The following is a 17,464-nucleotide window of genomic DNA, read 5'->3' on the forward strand; positions in this document are numbered from 1 at the left end:
ACGACGGCTCTCCCACGTGCGGCCGGAGGCGACCACGGCAGCGGGCCGGCCGGCGTGATCCGCACGGGCCGCACCCCTGCGCCCCGGTCGGGGCCGTACGGTGCGCCCCGTCGCGATCACGGGGCGGGTGATCCGCCCCGGGGACGCGGCCCGCCGGGCATCGTGGTCGACGGCCGCCGGCGCGGTGATCATCGCCCCGGGACCGCGGACCGCATCACGGACGGCTGAGCGTCCCGAACCCGTGATCATGGCCGTCGCCGTCCCTGCGGACGAGGCGGGTCCGCGCGCATGCCGCACTCCTTCCGAGGTGATCCGGTGATCGACCTCCAGTACATTCCTCCCACGTTCTCGTCGCCGGGTGGGGGCCCGAACGAGAAGAACGTGCCGGGCCGCCGGGGTCACGGCCCTGCCGGCGCTGGCGGCGCGCTCGCCCGCCCCGCGCGACGACGGGCCGCCTACCCGGACATCAGGGTGCAGCCCGACCTGGCGCCCCGGCTACTTCACGAACCTTCCGCTCGACGTCTCCGGTGGCAACGCCGACGACATCTGCTGGCTCAACACCTCTCCCCGACGAGAAGGCGGGCCGGCTGCCCGCCGCGGTCATGCAGTACGCGCGCAACGGCAAGGTCCGTGGCGTGCCCGCGCTCACCGACGGGCGCAGCGCGCTGTTCTACAACACGGCGATGGTGGCCGCCGCCGGCGTCGATCGGCGACCCTGACGCGGAGAAGCTCACGAAGGACTCCGCGGGCGCCACCGCCGACCAACCGGCCGGCGGGCCCAGGACACGGGCAACGCGGCGCTGCGCCGAGTGCCGCTGCGCTGGTGTCCTTGCGTGTCCTTGCGTGTCCTTGCGCTGGGTGTCACTGCGGCGGCGTCGGGTTCCGCGCCGTGCTGCCCGCCTGGTTCGCCGCGGGGCACGACGTGGTCGCCGACGGCGTGCATCCCTGCGCCGGGGTCAGGTCGATGAACCCGTTCGGCTTCGTCGTCGTGGCGGCCGCGGCCACCTTCGTCGTCGTCGCCGCTGCGGCCGTCTGCTTCACCGTCGTGGTCGCGACCAGGGTCGGCGCCGGCTTCGGCGGAACAGCCGGGGCCGGGGTCGGCCTGCTCGCCTTCCGCGTCGCGGCGGCGGGAACCGGCGTCTCCTCCGCCGGCGTGGCGGTGAGCGACGACCCGGCCGGCACCGGCATCTGCGAGACGACGACGGGGGGCGGCGTCGCGTTGGCCAGGAGCGGGCCCTCGGCGCCGCGCAACGTGGACGCCCACGCCGTGGTCGCGGCCACCACGACGATCGCCACCAGGCCGAACCCGGCCCAGGGCAGCAGCGTGCGCAGCCGGCTGGGGCGGCGGACGATCGGCACGATCGTCGTCCGGTCGTCGAGGAGGCCGGCGGGCGGGACGATCCGGGTGCGGCCGTCGACGCGGCCCGCCGCCGGGACGACCGTGGTGCGTCCGTCGAGGTGGTCGGTGCGGGGGACGAACCGGGTGCGGTCGTCCGGTCCGCCGGGCAGGGGGGAACCGTCAGCGCTGGGGAGCACACCGGATCATCGGGCGCCGGACGCCAGGCATTACACACAGCAACTACCGCTGCCCCGAACGAGTGAAATCAGCTCGCCCGTCGGTCCTGCTGGTCGGCGACCGCGGCCGCCTTCTGGGCCGCGGCCGCCCGCTCCTTGACCGACGCGGCGTACATGTCGACGTAGGTCTGCCCGGTGAGCTCCATGAGCGCGTACATGATCTCGTCGGTCATCGAGCGCTCGATGAAGCGGTCCCCGGCCATGCCGTCGTAGCGGGAGAAGTCGAGCGGCTCGCCGATCTTGATGTGCACCTTGCGCGGGCGCCACATGCGCGAGCCGATCGGGTTGACGCGGTCGGTGCCGATCATCGCCACCGGGACGACGGGCACCTCGGCCTCCAGCGTCATGCGGGCCACGCCGGTCTTCCCCTTGTACAGCCGCCCGTCCGGCGAGCGGGTGCCCTCGGGGTAGATGCCCAGCAGCTTCTCCTCGCGCAGCAGCCGCACCGCCGTGGCCATCGCCGCCTGCGCGGCCGACCCGCCCGAGCGGTCGATCGGCACCTGCCCCACGCCCGAGAAGAAGATCCGCTTGAACGCCCCGATCAGACCGGGCTGGGTGAAGTACTCCCGCTTCGCGAGGAACGTGATGCGCCGCGGCACGAGCAGCGGTAGGAAGAACGAGTCCACGACGGCGAGGTGGTTGCTCGCGAGGATGGCACCGCCCCGCTCCGGGACGTTCTCGAGCCCCTCGATGGTGGGCCGGCAGAACATCCGCAGCAACGGACCGAGCAGCACGAACTTGGACCACCAGTACAGCACCTGGGCGTGCCCCCTCCGGCTCGACCGCGTCAGACTACGGACGGCCCGCCCGCGACGACAACGGGCCGTGACACACCGGACGCCGACACCCGGAGTGCGTGCTGCCCTCCGGGCCCGCGCGTGCCAGGATGGGGCCAGCGCCCGGGCCCTCACGCCGGGGCGGGCGCACCCTGCGGCCGGTTCCGGTCGGGGCCGATCGGTCGAGGAGGCGGCGTGCACCGCGAGCCCGATCCGGACGGCCCCGAGCTCCCCGACGACCGGCTCGTCCCCGATCCCCCGCTGGACGAGTTCGACGCGATCGTGGCCGGGTGGCGCGCCGACGGCGACGTCCCCCGGTGGCCCGACGAACCCGACGGCGAGCACCCCGAGCCCGGTGACCCCCGACTCGACGTCGCCCTCGACACCGAGGTCGAACGGCTCGCCGCCCCCCTGTTCGACCCCCCTGCCACCCCACCCCCGGCGGCCTCGCCCGAACCTGCGTCCATCGAGCCCGAGGACGAGCACTTCGTCCCGCCCGAGCCGCCGCCGCTGCCGCGGATCGGCCCGCCGGCCTTGGTCGGACTCACCCTGATCGTCCTGGGCATCGTCCTGATCGCGGCCCCGGGCTGGATCGGCGTGCCCACCCCGTACGGCGTGCCGCTGGGCCTCGTGAGCATCGCGTCCGGGCTGGGCTGGCTGGTGTTGCGGCTGTGGCCCGACCACTCCGACCACTCCGACGGCTCCTACGACGACGGGCTCGACGAGGACGACGACGGCGCGGTCCTCTGAGGTCCTCCCTCAGTGCCCGTTGACCTCGCGCGCCAGCTGGGCGGCCCCCACCACGGCCGCGGCCTCACCGAGCTGCGCGGTGCGGATCCGGGCGAGCGGACGCCGGGCACCCCCGGTGACGGTCCGTGCGTAGTGCTCGCGGGCCTCGTCGAGGTACAGCGGCGCCGACTCCGACACCCCTCCCCCGATGACGATCAGCTCGGGGTCGAAGACGTCGGCCACGAGCGCGAGGCCCTCGCCCAGCCACCGGGCGAGCTCGTCCATGGCCGCGCAGGCGACGGGGTCGCCCTCACGGGCGGCGGCGGCCACCCGCTGCCCCGTGACCTGCCCGGGGTCGCCGTCGACGAGCCTGCGCAGCACCGGTGAGCGGGCCGGGTCGCGGGCCAGCAGTTCGACGGCCGTGGTGGCCAGTGCGGTGCCGCTGCAGTAGCGCTCCCAGCAGCCGGTCTTGCCGCAGGGGCAGGGGCGGCCGTCGGGCACGACGCGGATGTGGCCCAGCTCCGGGGCGACGCCGAACGCGCCGCGGTAGAGCTTGCCGTCGAGCAGCAGCGCCGAACCGATGCCGGTGCCCAGGGCCACGAACACGGCCGTGGCCGCACCGGACGCAGCGCCGAAGTGCCGCTCGGCCAGCGCGGCGGCGTTGGCGTCGTGCTCGACCACGACGGGGAGCTTGATCCGCTCGGCGATGCGGTCGGCCACGGGGGCGTCGCGCCACGACAGGTGCGGGGCGAACCGGACCCCGCGCCGGTCGGGGGTGATGAACCCGGCCAGCGCCAGCCCGACCGCCCTGATGGGGTGCCGGGCGGCGAGCTCACCGATCACCCCGGCGAGCGCGGCCTCCAGCGCGGCCTCGCTGCGCGGCGTGGGCGTGCGTGCGGTGTCGAGGACGTTGCCCTCGACGTCGACGACGCCGGCCCGCACGGAGGTGCCGCCGACGTCCACCCCGACGGTCAGCACGCGCCCCACCCCCGCGGGTCGGGGTGTGCGAGCGCGCGAGTCGGGGTCCGGGTGCGACCGGGTCGCGTCATCGTTGCGCCCCCACACGCTCGACGTGGATGCGCTGCACCGGACGTGCCGGGGCGGGTGACGGGGTGGGGACGGCGTCCTCCTCGAGCGCGGCGCGGAGCGCGGTGACCAGGCCCGTGGCGTGCTCGGCGAGCCGGACGGCCAGCTCGGGCCGCTCGCCCCGCAGCGCGGCCAGCACCGCGCAGAGCGGGCAGGACGCGCACGAGCTCGGCCCGCTCGCGGGCTCGCTGCCCACCCGCTCCAGCACCGGTTCGAACCGGTCCAGCGCGAGCAGGACCACGGCCCGCAGGTCGGAGCTCAGGCCGCTGTGCCCCGCGCAGCCCGTCACCGGCTGATCCAGAGGGCGGGGTCGGGGGTGAACACGACGCACAGGTCGTCGCCGTCGAGGCGCGCGCCGGTGACGCCGCAGCGGCGCAGCACCGACGGCAGCGCCACCATCCGGCGCACCGGGCCCACGGCCACGGCCAGCTCGTCGCCGACGCGGGCGAGGTCCAGCGCCCCGTCCGCGGCCCCGGGCAGGCGCAGGACCAGCTCGAACTCCGAGTCCCGCGACGTGCCGCTGCCGGCGGTGCGCCGCACGTGCAGCAGCGGCGGGCCCTGCTCGCCGGGCGCGGCCGGGTCGGTGTCGCCGTAGAGGTTCGCGGCCACCTCCAGCAACGCGGGGATGCCGGTGGGCTCGGCCGCGGTGTGGTCGACGGCGCGCAGCGGCACCTCCCCGAGCCCGTCGAGGTCCGCGAGCACGGACTGCTGCTCGTCGTGGCGCTCGCGCAGCCAGCGGGCGGCCGGGCCGCGCAGCGACGGCGGCGGGCCCGGCACCACCCGGTTGACGACGATCCCGTCGACGGCCAGGCCGTGCAGCGCCAGCGCCGTGACGGTGCGGCGGGTCTCGGCGGCCACCACGCGCTCCGGGGTCAGCACCAGCCGGATCGAGGTGCGCGTGTGGTCACCGAGCATCACCCGCAGCCCGGCGAGCTGCTCGGCCAGCGCGTCGAGGGCGTCGACGGTGGCGTCCCAGCCCGGGCCGTCGGCCTTCCCCGCCCCGGCGAGCCCGGCCAGCAGCCCGCGGACCGCCCGGCGGTGCGACGGGAACAGGCGCTCGATGTAGCCGGAGATGGCCTCGGGCAGCCCCAGCAGACGCAGGGTCTCGGCGGTGGGGCCGCAGTCGACGACCACCACCTCCCACAGCCCGGTCTCGGCCAGGCGCCGGACCTCGCCCAGCGCGAGGAGGTCCTCGATGCCCGGCAGCACCGTCAGCTCGTCGGCGACCAGCTCGTCGACTCCGGCGCCGGCCAGGACCGTGCGCAGGTGGCCCTGCAGCTGCCCCCACGAGGAGTCGAGCAGGGCACGGGTGTCGATGTGGGCGGCGAACAGGCCGCTCTCGATCTCGGTGGGCTCCCCGGTGAGCTCGGCCTCGAGCGCGTCACCCAGGGAGTGCGCAGGGTCGGTGGAGACCACGAGCGCCTTGCGTCCGGACCGGGCGAGGTGCGCCGCGGTCGCCGCGGCGAGGGTCGTCTTCCCGACGCCACCCTTGCCCGTGAACAGCACGACCCGCACAACGCCGCAGCCTATCGGCGTGATCGGGTGCGGGCCTGTCAGGCCCCTTTCTCGACTCGTCGCTCGAATCGCCGGACCCCGCGGCCCGAGTCGGCGATGCGCACGTCAGGCGCCCTTCTCGACCCGACGCTTGAGCCCCTTCAAGGCAGTGTCGATGATCACCTTCTCCGCCTTGCGGCGCAGCATCCCGATCATGGGGATGTTCAGGTCGACGGCCAGCGAGTAGGTGACGGTGGTGGAGTCGGGGCCGCCCTCGAGCGCGTACGAGCCGTCCTGGGCCTTCTGGATCTGGCCCTTGACCAGCGTCCAGCTCACCGACCGTCCGTCACCGGACCACCGGTAGTCCAGCGTGTAGGAGTCCTTGATCGGGCCCGCGTCCATCTGGAACTTGACGCGCTCCGCCCGGCCGTCGGCGTCGCTGTCGAGGACCTCGACGCTCTTCACCTGCTCGGCCCACGTGGGATAGGCCTCGAAGTCGGCGATCACGGCCATCACCTGCTCCGGTGGGGCGGCGATGGTGATCGAGGAGGACGTCGCGTCGGCCATGGCGGCAGGTTACCCACAGCCGCGCGCTTCACCAGCGCAGGACGTAGGGCGTGGCGGTACGCCGGAAGTGCCCGACGTTGACGCACTCGGTGCGCCCCACCCGCACGCGCGGCGCGAGCGGCTGGTGGATGTGCCCGAACAGCGACGCCAGCGGCCGGTCACGGTGGATCTTCTCCAGCAGCGACGGCGACGAGGACTCCTCGCGCCGCGACACCACGTCGTAGGCGAGCTCCGGGACGCCCGGCGGCGCGTGGCTGCACAGGACGTCCACCTCGTCGAGCTTGCCCACGGCCGTCGTGTACTCCTCGGCGAGGCGGAGGTGGGGCGTCCACGGGCCGCCGCGCCGGGGCTGCATGCCCGGGGGCAGCGGTGCTCCGCCGACGAAGCCGAACCGCAGGCCGCCGATGTCGACGACGTCGCCGTCGGCCAGGCAGACGCCGGGACGGGCGTAGTCGGGCCAGTACTCGACCATGTCGACGTTGCCGGGGATGGCCCAGGTGGGCGCGGTCATCGCGGCGAAGACCCGGTCGTACTGCTCGCGCACCGCCTCCTCGACGACGGCCGCGGGATCGTCGATGCGCGCCCAGGCGGCGCGGACGTAGGCCACCAGCTCCCCCGGGCGGCCCGAGGTGCGCAGCCGGCCGAACTCGGCACTGACCTGCGGCCCGAGCACCCGGCCGAGGATGCCGGCCGTGGGGTCGGCGTAGTCGACGTAGTCCACGAGATCGCCCAGCACGACGAGCGCGTCGGCGCCGTCGCCGGCCCGGGCCAGGGCTTCCGCGTTGCCGTGGACGTCGGAGACCACGTGCACGCGCATGCCTACGAAGCTACCCGGGGCTCGGGTGGCTCGCCCGGCGCCCGGCCACACTCCAGCCGTGCCTTGCACGCGAACGCGATGGCCTTGGCCGCCCGCTGCCGCCTGCTCGCCTCGGCCATCCCCCGCCGCCACGGCGCCGGGGCGGGGCCGCCGTCGGGGCCCGCGGGGTCGGCCCGCAGGAAGTAGTGCAGCACCGTGCCGTCGAGCACCGGCTCGAGCCACACCTCCATGCTGCCCACCAGCGCACCCGTGATCGTCCACCGGAAGCCCTGGTCACCGCGGTCGGTGACCACCTCCAGGCGCAGGTCGGGCCACAGGCCGCGCCACTGCGCGGGACGGGCGAACTCGGCGGCCAGCACCGCGGGCGCCACGGCCACGAACGTCTCGTCCACGACGTCGACGGAAGGCATGGCGTGCAGCTTGCCGGGCGCCGCGGACCGACCTCAACTCGGACCAAAACGGACACGCCCGGACCCTGCCCGAACGAGCTACCAGGGAGTAGGTTTGCCGGAACCAATGCCGGTGCAGGAGGTCCACTACCGTGCGCGAGTACAGCGTTCCCGCCACCACCCGGGTCGGTGACGACGAGAACATCGTCGACGCCGTCTTCGACAATGCCGCGTCGTACGGGTCCGAGGTCGCGTATCGGCGGCGCGGCGCCGACAAGGTGTGGGTCGACATCACGGCCGCCACGTTCGCGGACGAGGTCGTCGCGGCCGCCCGCGGGCTGATCGCCGCCGGTGTGGCGCCCGGCGACCGCGTCGGGCTGCTCTCGCGCACCCGCTACGAGTGGACGCTGCTCGACTACGCCATCCTCGCCGTCGGCGGCGTCACGGTGCCGATCTACGAGACCTCCTCGGCGGACCAGATCCGCTGGATCCTGTCGGACTCCGGCGCCGTGGCCGTGATCGTCGAGTCCCCGAAGCACCGCGCGCTGGTCGACAGCGTGCGCGACGACCTGGACGCGCTGAAGCGGATCTGGCAGATCGAGCCCGAGGCCGGCGAGCCCGGTGGGGTCGAGCAGCTCGCGCTGCTGGGCGACGCCACCACCGTCGAGGAGGTGCACGCCCGCCGCAGGGCGGTGCGCAGCGACGACCTCGCCACGCTGATCTACACCTCGGGCACCACCGGCCGCCCCAAGGGCTGCGAGCTGACCCACCGCAACGTGCAGTCCGAGGTCCGCACCGTGATCGCGGCGTTCCCGGAGCTGCTGCGCAACGGCGGCTCGGTGCTGCTGTTCCTGCCGCTGGCCCACGTGTTCGGCAAGGCCATCCAGTGCGGGGCCACCGCCAGCCGGGGCATCATCGGCCACACCGCCGACGTCTCCGACCTTCTGTCCGACCTCGGCGAGTTCAAGCCCACCTTCCTGCTGGCCGTCCCGCGGGTGTTCGAGAAGGTCTACAACGGCGCCCGGCAGAAGGCTCACGCCGACGGCAAGGGCAAGATCTTCGACGCGGCCGCCGAGACGGCGATCGCCTGGAGCCGCGCCCAGGACCAGGGCGGAGCCGGGCTCGCGCTCAAGGCCAAGCACGCGCTGTTCGACAAGCTGGTCTACGGCAAGCTGCGGGCGGCCGTCGGCGGCAACGTCGTGGCCGCGGCGTCGGGCAGCGCGCCGCTGGGCGAGCGGCTCAACCACTTCTTCCGCGGCATCGGCCTGCCCATCCTGGAGGGCTACGGCCTCACCGAGACCACGGCGGCGATCACCGCCAACACGCTCGAGGCCACGCGCATCGGCAGCGTCGGCCGTCCGGTGGCCGGGCACGCGGTCCGCATCGCCGACGACGGCGAGATCCTCCTCAAGGGCCCGGTCGTGTTCCGCGGCTACTGGAAGAACGAGCAGGCCACGGGCGAGGCGATCGAGGACGGCTGGTTCCACAGCGGCGACATCGGCGTGCTCGACGACGGCGGCTTCCTCACGATCACCGGCCGCAAGAAGGAGATCATCGTGACGGCCGGCGGCAAGAACGTCGCCCCGGCGGTGCTGGAGGACCGGCTGCGCGCCCACCCGCTGATCAGCCAGTGCATGGTGGTCGGCGACGCGAAGCCGTTCATCGGCGCGCTGGTCACCATCGACCAGGAGGCCCTGCCCGCCTGGCTGGAGAACCACGGCAAGGCCGCCGGTACCTCCGTGGCCGACCTGGTGGACGACGCCGACCTGAGGGCCGAGGTGGCCACGGCCGTGGACGACGCCAACCAGGCCGTCTCCCGCGCCGAGCAGATCCGCGAGTTCCGCGTCCTGCCCGTCGACTTCACCGAGACCGGCGGCGAGATCACCCCCACCCTGAAGGTCAAGCGCGCGGTGGTGGCCGAGCACTTCGCCGACGACATCGCGGGCATCTACGCGGGCAGCAAGCAGCCGGCCTGACCCCGGCCCCTCCCGACGGGTCAGAGGAGCGACCCCAGGTGGGCCACCCGGCCGGGCCAGGTCCAGTCCGCCTGCATCCGGGCGCGACCGGCCTCGCCCATCGCATGCGCCCGGGCCGGGTCGGCGAGCAGCGCCGTGACCGCCTCGGCCAGCCGGTCGACGTCACGGCCGGGCACCACGTGGCCGGTGCAGCCGTCCTGGACCGTCTCCGGGGCTCCGCCGGAGTCGCCCGCCACCACCGGCAGCCCGGCGGCCGCGGCCTCCAGCAGGACGATGCCCAGGCCCTCGACGTCCAGCCCGCCGCCGCGGGTGCGGCACGGCAGCGCGAACGCGTCGCCGACGGCGTGGTGGGCCGGTAGCTCGGCCGCGGGGACGGCCCCGGCGAACACGGTGTGGCCGGCCACGCCGTGCTCGGCGGCGAGCCGGCGCAGCCTCGGCCCGTCGGGGCCGTCGCCCACGAGCAGCAGCCGGGCGCCGGGCACGCGGTCCCGGATCCGCGGCAGCGCCCGGATCAGCACGTCCTGGCCCTTGCGCGCCACCAGCCGGGACACGCACGTGACGACGGGCGCCTGGCCCAGGCCGTAGCGGCGGCGCAGCTCGGCGCGGGCCGCCGGGTCGGGCCGGAAGGTGTCCGTGTCGATCCCGGACGGGAGCGGCTCCAGGGCCGCATCGGGCCCGCAGGCCGCGGCGATCCGGCCCCGGGTCCAGCGGGAGATGGTGGTGAGCGCGTCCGCGTCGGCACCGATGCGGCGCAGGGCCTGTCGCGCGCCGGGCACCATCGACCAGCCCACCTCGTGGCCGTGCGTGCTCGCCACCACGCGCTCGACGCCGGCGTGCCGGCGCAGCCACGGCCCCAGCAGCCCCAGCGGGGCCGAGGCGCCGAACCACACCGTGCTCGCGCCGTGCTCGCGCACCAGCTCCGCGGCCCGCCGGGCGACCCCGGGCGTCGGCAGGATCAGCGACGTCGGGTGGCGGTGCACCGGATAGGACAGGGCCACGTCGAAGGCCGCCGCGCCGGGCCAGGCGGGCGCGTAGACCGCGAGCTCACCCGGGGGCAGCCGGTCGGCCAGGGCGTGCAGGTAGTTCTGGATGCCGCCGTTGCGGGGCGGGAAGTCGTTGGTGACCAGCAGGGTGCGCGGCACGCCGTGACGCTATAAGGAGACGGGCGGCGGCCGGCCTGAGGGCCGGGCGCCGCCCGTGCTCCGGGGAGCGGACGTGATCCGTGGGGCGCTACACGCGCCGCGCGCCGGTGAAGGCGCTCCGGGAGACCTTCTGGTACTTCACGACGTCACCGCTCTGCGGGGCGTCGATGAACGTGCCGTTGCCGGCGTAGATGCCGACGTGGCTGACCGGGCTGTAGTAGAAGACCAGGTCACCAGGCTGCAGCTGATCCCAGGACACGGCCTTGCCCACCAGCGCCTGCTGGCTGCTGGACCGCGGCAGCGTGACGCCCGCCTTCTTGAAGGCCCAGGACGTGAGGCCGGAGCAGTCGTAGCTGTTCGGGCCCTCGGCACCCCACACGTAGGGCTTGCCGAGCTGTGTGGCCGCGGCGCGCAGCGCCTCCACGCCGACGCCGGAGCCGGTGATGTCCGGCGCGTCCGCACCGGGGCCGTTGCGGTCGCGGCGCTGCTGGGGCGAGAGCTGCGCGAGCAGCTTCTCGGCCTCGTCGATGCGCATCTCGGCGTCCTTCTTGCGGGCCCCGAGGTCCTGCTCGGCCTTCGTGGCCTGCGCGACGGCGGCCTGCGCGCGGGCGACGGCCGCGTCGGCGTCGGACTGGGCGGCGGTGGTCTTGTCGACCTCCGCGCTGAGCTGGCCGAGCGCCTCCTTGTACTGCGAGGAGAGACTCTCCAGCGCCGACATCTGGTCGAGGAAGTCCTGCGGGGAGCCGCTGGCGAGCAGCGCGTTGAACTGGTCGAGGTTGCCGCTCTCGAACGTGGCCATCGCGACCGCGTCCACCTGCTTGCGGTAGCTCTCCTCGTTGGCCTTCGCCACGTCGACCGCGGCCTTCGCGGGCCCGACGGCGTTCTGGAAGTTGGTGACGTCCTGCTGGCGCGCCGTGAGGGCGTCCTGCGCCGCGTGCCACTGCTCGGTGAGCGCCTCGGCCTCGCGCTGGACCTGGTCGAGCTGGGCGGCCGCGTCGGTGGCGTTGGTGGGCCTGGGCGGAGGCGCGGGCGTGGTGGCCGGAGCCGCCAGGGCCGCGGCCGCGGCGGCCGGGTCCACGGGAGGCGGGGGGTCGGCGGACGCGGGGTTCACGATGAGCACCCCCGCCACGAGCGTGACGACGGCGAGGGAGCTGCCGGACATCACCCGCCACACCGTAGGGCGGTTGCAGGAGGGGTTACGCCGAGGCGACACCACGCGGCTGGAACTCCTTCCACGATCCGCACGCCGCCCGGCGGGGAGCTGCGTGCCGGAGCGGTGCGTGCCGACCCTGCGACGCCGATCGGGGGAGCGGCTAGCGACCACAAGGTCTCGCGGAGATTACGGAGCCCCCGTCACGGCGTCCACATCACCCCTCCCCCGGCGCGTCGCCACCCGGAGTGTCACTCTCCGGAACCGCGTGACCACGACTACTCGTTACGCGACGGCGTTTTGTCACCCGGCGTCACGGACGGGTCGCCCTCCGTTCTGCTCCGGGGAGTCGCGCCGCGTACGGGTGGCGACGAGACGCAACCGGGGGACGAGGCCCTGCTCGGCCAGAACGTCGAACGCACGCTGCTCCGGTGCGTCGAGCTGCACGATCGGCGCGCCGGACGGCATACCGTTCTCGTCCTCGACGTCGGACTCCCGCGGGGCCGGGGTACCGAGCAGTACGCCGATGACGCAGTCGCCGCAGGCGTGACCGCGGACCTCGCAGCTGTCGCACTCGATGATCATCTCTGCTCCTGTCGACCGTGGGGTGTTCTCCCGGGCACGGCGGACGTTACGAGCACCCACCGACATTCTTGACGCGCTCGCTCCAGCACGATCGGTGCGGGCCGCACGACGACGCCGTGAGGGAGGGCGCTCGCGGGCGGCGCGAAGCGATCACCGGCCGCCCCGTCCACCGTGATCAGCGCGCATCGCACTCACCGCCCCGGCGAGGACGCTCGCGTCCGACACACGACGATCACGGGGGGATCCCGCCGGGCCCCGGGCGCTACGGCCGCCCCAGCCGCTTCACCAGCACCGCCGACGGCACCGAGTAGGCGCCGCGGCGCCGCACGGACTCGACGACGGCGCGGTCGGAGGTGGCCACGGCCACCGGACGGCCCTGGGGCTCGGCGGCCACGAGCGTGCGGATGACGTCGTCGGCGAGCACGCCCTTGTCGCTGAACAGCACGCGCAGCCCGCGGGAGCCGCGCATCGGCGCCACCACCACTCCCGCCCCGTCGAACACCACCGTGATCTCGATGCTCGTGCGGGCGGCGAGCGCGGCGAGCTGGCCGACGAGCCGGGTGCGCTGGTCGGCGAGGGTGAGCTCGGGGTAGGCGGTCTTGCTGACGTTGTAGCCGTCCACGACGAGGTGCAGCGTGGGCACCGAGAGCAGCGAGTCGAGTCCGGAGACGCTGTCGACGGCCGCACCGCCACGGCCCTGCTGCGCCCCGGCGACGAGATCGCCGGGCCGTGGGCCGCCGCCGCCCAGGGCCAGCTCGCGGCGCAGCCCGGCCACCGCGCCCCCGAGGGTGTCGACGAGCAGCGCGAGCCGCACCTCGTCGGCCTGGCGGGCCTCGCGGGCGGCCTGGCGGGCCGCGGCCACCTCGGCCGCGGCCCGGTCGGCCCGGCGACGTTCGGACTCGGCGCGTCCGCGTTCGCGGTCGCGTTCCTCGCGGGCGGCGGTGAGCTCCGCGGCGGCCTCGCGGCGCACGTCCTCGACGGCCTGCTCGGCGGCGGTCCGGGCGTCCAGCGCCGCGCGCAGGGTGGCCCCCTGCTCGGAGACCCGCCGGCGCAGCTGCTGGTACTCGACGTCGCGGGTCTCGCCCGCCGTCCGGGCCTGGGCGCGGGCCTCGGTCAGCTCGCCGCGCAGCCGTTCCAGCTCGACGGTGAGCTTGTCCACCCGCGACAGCGCCTCGTCCCGCTCCGCCCGCAGCTCGACGACCTCACCGCGGCGGGCGGCGACCGCCACGGCCTCGGGGGCCGACGCGTCTCCCAGCAGGATCGCGGCCGCGGCGGCGGTCAGGGGGTCGTCGGCGGTCGGGACGAGCTCACCGGTGCGGTGCTCCTCCCACCACGCGACGACGGCCGAGCGGAACACCGTGGACGACGCCAGCTCGGCGGTCAGGGCCGGGCCGGCGAGCTTGGCCCGCTTGGCCGGGGCGAACCGGGCGAAGCGCCGCAGCGGCACCGGGACCTCGGTGGCGGGCATCTCCCCCAGGGCGGTGGCCGCGATCTCGGCCAGCCGGGCGCGGACGGCATCCGGGAGACGGGCCCACTCCGCAGGGGGCAGCCCGTCGGGGGAGCCGGGCGTCGCGGACATCGCACCAGGTTATCCGCGATCCGGCCGCGGCACAGGCGGCGCGTCGGGCGGATCACCGCGGGAGTGCCCGCTCTGCGCCGAGCATCGCGGGCGCGGCCCGGCGCCGGGCACCTCCACATCCCGCCGCTGCGCCACGCCCCCCGCCTCGCCGACCTCACCGACGACGAGGCCGCCGTTGCCCACTTCCACCAGCGCGTCTTCGTCCGCACCGAGGGCACCCCGCGCGACGTCCCGTGGCACGTGGGCGACGACCGGAGGGGCCGTGCGCGGTGACGACGCCGACAGCGCCGCGCTCTGCGCCCGCCTGCGGTCGCCCCTCGACGCCGCCGATTCTGTCGGTGGCGACCGCTAGCTTCCGCGACGTGGTCGCTCCCCGCTCCCCGCAGCTCTCGTTCGACGAGCTGGGCACGCCCCTGCGCGAGGTCACGTTCGTGGTGCTCGACCTGGAGACCACCGGCGGCGCCCCCACCACCGACGCGATCACCGAGGTCGGGGCCGTCAAGGTGCGGGGCGGCGAGCAGGTGGCCGAGCTGGCCACGCTCGTCGATCCCGGCACGGGCGTGCCGCCCCACATCGTGGCGCTCACCGGCATCACCACGGCCATGATCGCCGACGCGCCGCGGCTGCCCGAGGTGCTGCCCACGATCCTGGAGTTCCTGCGCGGATCGGTGCTGGTGGCCCACAACGCCCCGTTCGACGCGGGGTTCCTGCGGGCGGCCTGCGAACGCCACGGGCAGGCGTGGCCGAAGCCGCCGGTGCTGTGCACGGCCCGGCTGGCCCGCGCGGTACTGAGCCGCGACGAGGCGCCGAGCGTCCGGCTGGGGGCGCTGGCCCGGCTGTTCGGCACGGCCACCACGCCCAACCACCGGGCCCTGTCCGACGCCCGCGCCACCGTGGAGGTGCTGCACCACCTGATGGAGCGCGTGGGCAACCTCGGCGTCCAGAGCCTGGAGGAGCTGCTCGGCCTGGCCCGGGAGTCGGCGCCGCACCGGCCCACGCAGGGGCAGCGGCAGAAGCGGCGCCTGGCCGAGCACGTGCCGTCGGCGCCGGGGGTCTACCTGTTCCGCGGCCCGCGCGACGAGGTGCTCTACGTCGGCACGAGCGGCGACCTGCGCCGCCGGGTGCGCAGCTACTTCACCGCCGGGGAGCGCCGGCGGCGGGTGCGCGACATGGTGGCGCTGGCCGAGCGCGTCGACACCGTCGTGTGCGCCCACGCGCTGGAGGCGTCGGTCCGGGAGCTGCGGCTCATCGCGGCCCACCAGCCCCGCTACAACCGGCGCTCCCGGCGGCCGCACCGCGCCTGGTGGGTCACGCCCACCGCCGAGGCGTTCCCGCGGCTGTCGGTGGTGGCCACGCCGCGCGAGGGCGCGTTCGGGCCGTTCCGGTCGCGGCAGGCGGCGGTGGCGGCCGTCGAGACCGTCCTGGACGTCGTGCCGGTCCGGCCCTGCACCCAGCGCATCCCCGCCCGCGGTGCCTCGGCGGCCCCGTGCGCGCTGCACGAGATGAACCGGTGCGCAGCACCGTGCGCGGGCCTGCAGACGCCCGAGCAGTACGCACCCGCCGTCGCCGCCGCGGCCGCGCTCGTCACCGGATCCGACGACGCGCCGCTGCGCCTGCTCGCCGCCGAGATCGACGGCTTCTCCGAGCAGCAGCGCTACGAGACGGCCGCGCAGCACCGCGACCGGCTCGCCGCGCTCGTCCTGGCCCTGGGCCGGGCCCAGCGGCTGGCCGCGCTGGCCGCGGTGCCGGAGCTGGTCGGGGCGCGGCCCGACGGCCGGGGCGGCTGGGAGGTGGCGGTGGTGCGGTTCGGGCGGCTGGCCGCGGCGGGGGTGGCCCGGCGCGGGGTGGCGCCCATGCCGGTGATCGACGCGCTGCGCCTGGGCGCGCAGACGATCCTGCCGGAGCCCGGGCCGCTGCAGGGCGCGTCGGCCGAGGAGGTGGGCCTGCTGCACCGCTGGCTGTCCGGCGGCGGCACCCGGCTCGTGCACAGCGACCCGCCCTGGGCCGAGCCCGCCCGCGGCGCCGGATCGTGGGCGGGCTGGGCGGCGCGGGCCCGACCGGCGGAACTCGACGTGGACTAGTGTCCGGGCCCTCGAGCCGACCTACCCCGAGGAGTCGACGTGATCACCGCGATCGTCCTGGTGCACACCGCCGCCGACCGCATCCCGGAGACCGCCCAGGCCATCGCGGACCTCGACGGCGTCAGCGAGGTCTACTCCTGCGCCGGCGACGTCGACCTGATCGCCGTGGTCAAGGTGGCCCAGCACGACCAGCTCGCCGACGTCATCGCGGGCCGGCTCAGCAAGGTCGACGGGGTGCAGCGCACCGACACCCACATCGCCTTCCGCTCCTACTCCAGCGCCGACACCGACTCCACGTTCTCCGCGGGCCTGGACTGACACCACCCGCGAGGCACGCCGACCGTGCCGCCGACGACCAGCTCGTGTCCCGGTTCCGGCGGGGACGTTACGTCGCGTGTGCGGAATCGCCGTCGATCACGGATCGACAAGACCACAGGTCAGAGCGCACGAGGCAGGCTGCCCTTATCCGCACATGCGGAACTACGAGCCCGAGACACCCGCAGCTGCCGTTCGGTAACCCGTGACCGGGATCAGCTATACGGGTGACACCTGCAGGTCAGCGAGTCGGCGACGGCCGTCCTCGGTGAGGAACCGGTCCGGTCCGGCCGTGGCGAGCAGCGGAGGCTGCTGCGTGTAGAGGCGCGCCACGTCGGCGGGGCGCAGGCCGAGCTCGCGCGCGGCCTGGTGGGCCTCCAGCTTGTGCATCCGCCCGTCGGGCGCCGCGGCGAAGCGCGCGAGCAGGCCCGCCTCCGCCGCGAGCGGCGCCGGCGCGCTGGACGCGCCGGCCTGGGCCTCGGCCAGCTCCGCCAGCAGGCCCTCCATCTGGCTGCCGAACGTCCGCAGCAGGTGCCGGATCTGCTCCACCCGGTCGACCGGTGCGGCGTCCCCACCCGCCCCCTGCCAGGTGCGCTTGGGGTGGCGGCGCAGGTACTCCTGCTCGAGCTCCAGCATCCGCTCGGTGTGGTGGCGGAACTGGTCGGCCGTGCCGTGCAGGAACACCCAGTTGCGCGTGGCGTGCGCGCGGGTGCCCTGCCGTTCCAGCTCGGCGTCGGAGAGGTCACGGGCGTCCATGCCGACGATTGTGCCCTGGATCTCACTTCTCCGGAGGGCTCAGGACCGAGCACCTCCGGCGCCGCCGGGCCAGGAGCCCGCCGCCGTCTCGATCCAGGCGACCCCGAGGGTTCCGGGCTGCTGGTGAAACGGATCGTGGCGGTGGGCGGCGACAGCGTCGCGATCGAGGACGGCGTCCTCGTCGTGGCGGGGTCGCGCGTCGACGCGCCCTGGGAGGACAGCCGGAACCTCGACGGCGTCTACCTCGGCCCGTTCGTGGTGCCGGCCGACGAGGTGTTCGTACTGGGCGACAACCGCGGTGAGTCGGTGGACTCGCGGCGCTTCGGCGCGGGGCCGCCGGGCGCGGTGGCGGGGCGGATCGTGGTGTGGTTGTGGCCGGCGCCGGGCGCTGTCTAGTGGCTTGTCACGCAGCCCTGGCCGGGTAATCGGTCCAGGTTCGGATCGGTG

At 75.1% G+C, this 17,464-nt stretch carries 20 protein-coding genes; 7 read left to right on the top strand and 13 right to left on the bottom strand.

The genetic code is table 11. From position 1 onward, the window contains the following. Positions 1-527: 527 nt before the first annotated feature. Positions 528-719: a hypothetical protein gene (locus BGP03_RS08020; protein WP_296372938.1), complete on the top strand. Its 192-nt coding sequence runs from the start codon at positions 528-530 to the stop codon at positions 717-719. 142 nt (positions 720-861) lie between these two features. Here the strand turns inward: BGP03_RS08020 and BGP03_RS08025 are convergent, their stop codons facing one another. Both BGP03_RS08025 and BGP03_RS08030 read right to left on the bottom strand, forming a co-directional pair. Beyond that, on the bottom strand, positions 862-1,536 hold the full coding sequence (locus tag BGP03_RS08025) for a hypothetical protein (protein WP_298800886.1): 675 nt from the start codon (positions 1,534-1,536) through the stop codon (positions 862-864). Positions 1,537-1,604: 68 nt separating this feature from the next. Further along, positions 1,605-2,333 (bottom strand): lysophospholipid acyltransferase family protein, encoded by a 729-nt coding sequence (locus BGP03_RS08030; RefSeq protein WP_296372942.1) that lies wholly within the window; start codon positions 2,331-2,333, stop codon positions 1,605-1,607. Between the two features lie 213 nt (positions 2,334-2,546). Between BGP03_RS08030 and BGP03_RS08035 the strand changes: the two genes are divergently transcribed. Further along, positions 2,547-3,101, top strand: coding sequence for a hypothetical protein (locus BGP03_RS08035; protein WP_296372945.1), 555 nt, complete (start codon positions 2,547-2,549; stop codon positions 3,099-3,101). A gap of 9 nt (positions 3,102-3,110) precedes the next feature. Here BGP03_RS08035 and BGP03_RS08040 read toward each other — a convergent pair whose 3' ends face one another. The 6 genes from BGP03_RS08040 to BGP03_RS08065 all read right to left on the bottom strand — a co-directional run bounded on the left by BGP03_RS08040 (position 3,111) and on the right by BGP03_RS08065 (position 7,454). After that, positions 3,111-4,058 carry an ROK family glucokinase gene (locus BGP03_RS08040; protein WP_296372947.1) on the bottom strand — a complete coding sequence of 316 codons (948 nt, stop codon included), beginning with the start codon at positions 4,056-4,058 and terminating at the stop codon, positions 3,111-3,113. Positions 4,059-4,125: 67 nt separating this feature from the next. Next, positions 4,126-4,455, bottom strand: coding sequence for a hypothetical protein (locus tag BGP03_RS08045; protein WP_296372948.1), 330 nt, complete (start codon positions 4,453-4,455; stop codon positions 4,126-4,128). Continuing rightward, complete coding sequence (locus BGP03_RS08050; RefSeq protein ID WP_296372950.1) at positions 4,452-5,681, bottom strand: ArsA family ATPase; 1,230 nt, start codon at positions 5,679-5,681, stop codon at positions 4,452-4,454. The genes BGP03_RS08045 and BGP03_RS08050 overlap by 4 nt, the downstream gene beginning before the upstream one ends. Positions 5,682-5,786: 105 nt before the next feature. Then, a complete protein-coding gene (locus tag BGP03_RS08055) occupies positions 5,787-6,227 on the bottom strand; it encodes an SRPBCC family protein (protein WP_296372952.1) in 441 nt (146 codons plus the stop codon). Positions 6,228-6,255: 28 nt separating this feature from the next. Continuing rightward, complete coding sequence (locus BGP03_RS08060) at positions 6,256-7,044, bottom strand: metallophosphoesterase (protein ID WP_296372954.1); 789 nt, start codon at positions 7,042-7,044, stop codon at positions 6,256-6,258. A 2-nt stretch (positions 7,045-7,046) separates the two neighbouring features. Further along, positions 7,047-7,454 carry a polyketide cyclase / dehydrase and lipid transport gene (locus BGP03_RS08065; RefSeq protein WP_298800885.1) on the bottom strand — a complete coding sequence of 136 codons (408 nt, stop codon included), beginning with the start codon at positions 7,452-7,454 and terminating at the stop codon, positions 7,047-7,049. Positions 7,455-7,585: 131 nt separating this feature from the next. Between BGP03_RS08065 and BGP03_RS08070 the strand changes: the two genes are divergently transcribed. Further along, positions 7,586-9,409: a long-chain fatty acid--CoA ligase gene (locus tag BGP03_RS08070; protein WP_296372957.1), complete on the top strand. Its 1,824-nt coding sequence runs from the start codon at positions 7,586-7,588 to the stop codon at positions 9,407-9,409. Between the two features lie 20 nt (positions 9,410-9,429). On the opposite strand, the gene BGP03_RS08075 is transcribed toward BGP03_RS08070, so the two are convergent. From BGP03_RS08075 to BGP03_RS08090, 4 genes are all read right to left on the bottom strand, one after another. Continuing rightward, positions 9,430-10,551, bottom strand: coding sequence for a glycosyltransferase family 4 protein (locus BGP03_RS08075; RefSeq protein WP_298800884.1), 1,122 nt, complete (start codon positions 10,549-10,551; stop codon positions 9,430-9,432). An 88-nt stretch (positions 10,552-10,639) separates the two neighbouring features. Beyond that, the gene (locus tag BGP03_RS08080) at positions 10,640-11,713 is read right to left on the bottom strand and encodes an NlpC/P60 family protein (protein WP_298800883.1); all 1,074 of its coding nucleotides are present in this window, start codon (positions 11,711-11,713) and stop codon (positions 10,640-10,642) included. 291 nt (positions 11,714-12,004) lie between these two features. After that, complete coding sequence (locus tag BGP03_RS08085; protein ID WP_296372962.1) at positions 12,005-12,286, bottom strand: hypothetical protein; 282 nt, start codon at positions 12,284-12,286, stop codon at positions 12,005-12,007. Between the two features lie 262 nt (positions 12,287-12,548). Continuing rightward, positions 12,549-13,865, bottom strand: coding sequence for an NYN domain-containing protein (locus BGP03_RS08090; RefSeq protein ID WP_298800882.1), 1,317 nt, complete (start codon positions 13,863-13,865; stop codon positions 12,549-12,551). A gap of 63 nt (positions 13,866-13,928) precedes the next feature. Between BGP03_RS08090 and BGP03_RS08095 the strand changes: the two genes are divergently transcribed. From BGP03_RS08095 to BGP03_RS08105, 3 genes are all read left to right on the top strand, one after another. Continuing rightward, positions 13,929-14,138, top strand: a complete 210-nt coding sequence (locus tag BGP03_RS08095; protein ID WP_298800881.1) for a hypothetical protein — start codon at positions 13,929-13,931, stop codon at positions 14,136-14,138. 89 nt (positions 14,139-14,227) lie between these two features. Beyond that, positions 14,228-15,946, top strand: coding sequence for a DEDD exonuclease domain-containing protein (locus BGP03_RS08100; RefSeq protein ID WP_296372966.1), 1,719 nt, complete (start codon positions 14,228-14,230; stop codon positions 15,944-15,946). A 39-nt stretch (positions 15,947-15,985) separates the two neighbouring features. Beyond that, on the top strand, positions 15,986-16,264 hold the full coding sequence (locus tag BGP03_RS08105) for an Lrp/AsnC ligand binding domain-containing protein (protein WP_296372967.1): 279 nt from the start codon (positions 15,986-15,988) through the stop codon (positions 16,262-16,264). A gap of 216 nt (positions 16,265-16,480) precedes the next feature. Here the strand turns inward: BGP03_RS08105 and BGP03_RS08110 are convergent, their stop codons facing one another. Next, the gene (locus tag BGP03_RS08110; protein WP_298800880.1) at positions 16,481-17,017 is read right to left on the bottom strand and encodes a DUF6158 family protein; all 537 of its coding nucleotides are present in this window, start codon (positions 17,015-17,017) and stop codon (positions 16,481-16,483) included. Between the two features lie 123 nt (positions 17,018-17,140). Here BGP03_RS08110 and lepB point away from each other — a divergent pair, with 123 nt between their 5' ends. Further along, positions 17,141-17,413, top strand: a complete 273-nt coding sequence (gene lepB / locus BGP03_RS08115; protein WP_296372973.1) for a signal peptidase I — start codon at positions 17,141-17,143, stop codon at positions 17,411-17,413. Positions 17,414-17,464: the final 51 nt, after the last annotated feature.

The sequence above is a fragment of the Pseudonocardia sp. 73-21 genome, from assembly GCF_001899645.1.
Taxonomy (GTDB): domain Bacteria; phylum Actinomycetota; class Actinomycetes; order Mycobacteriales; family Pseudonocardiaceae; genus Pseudonocardia.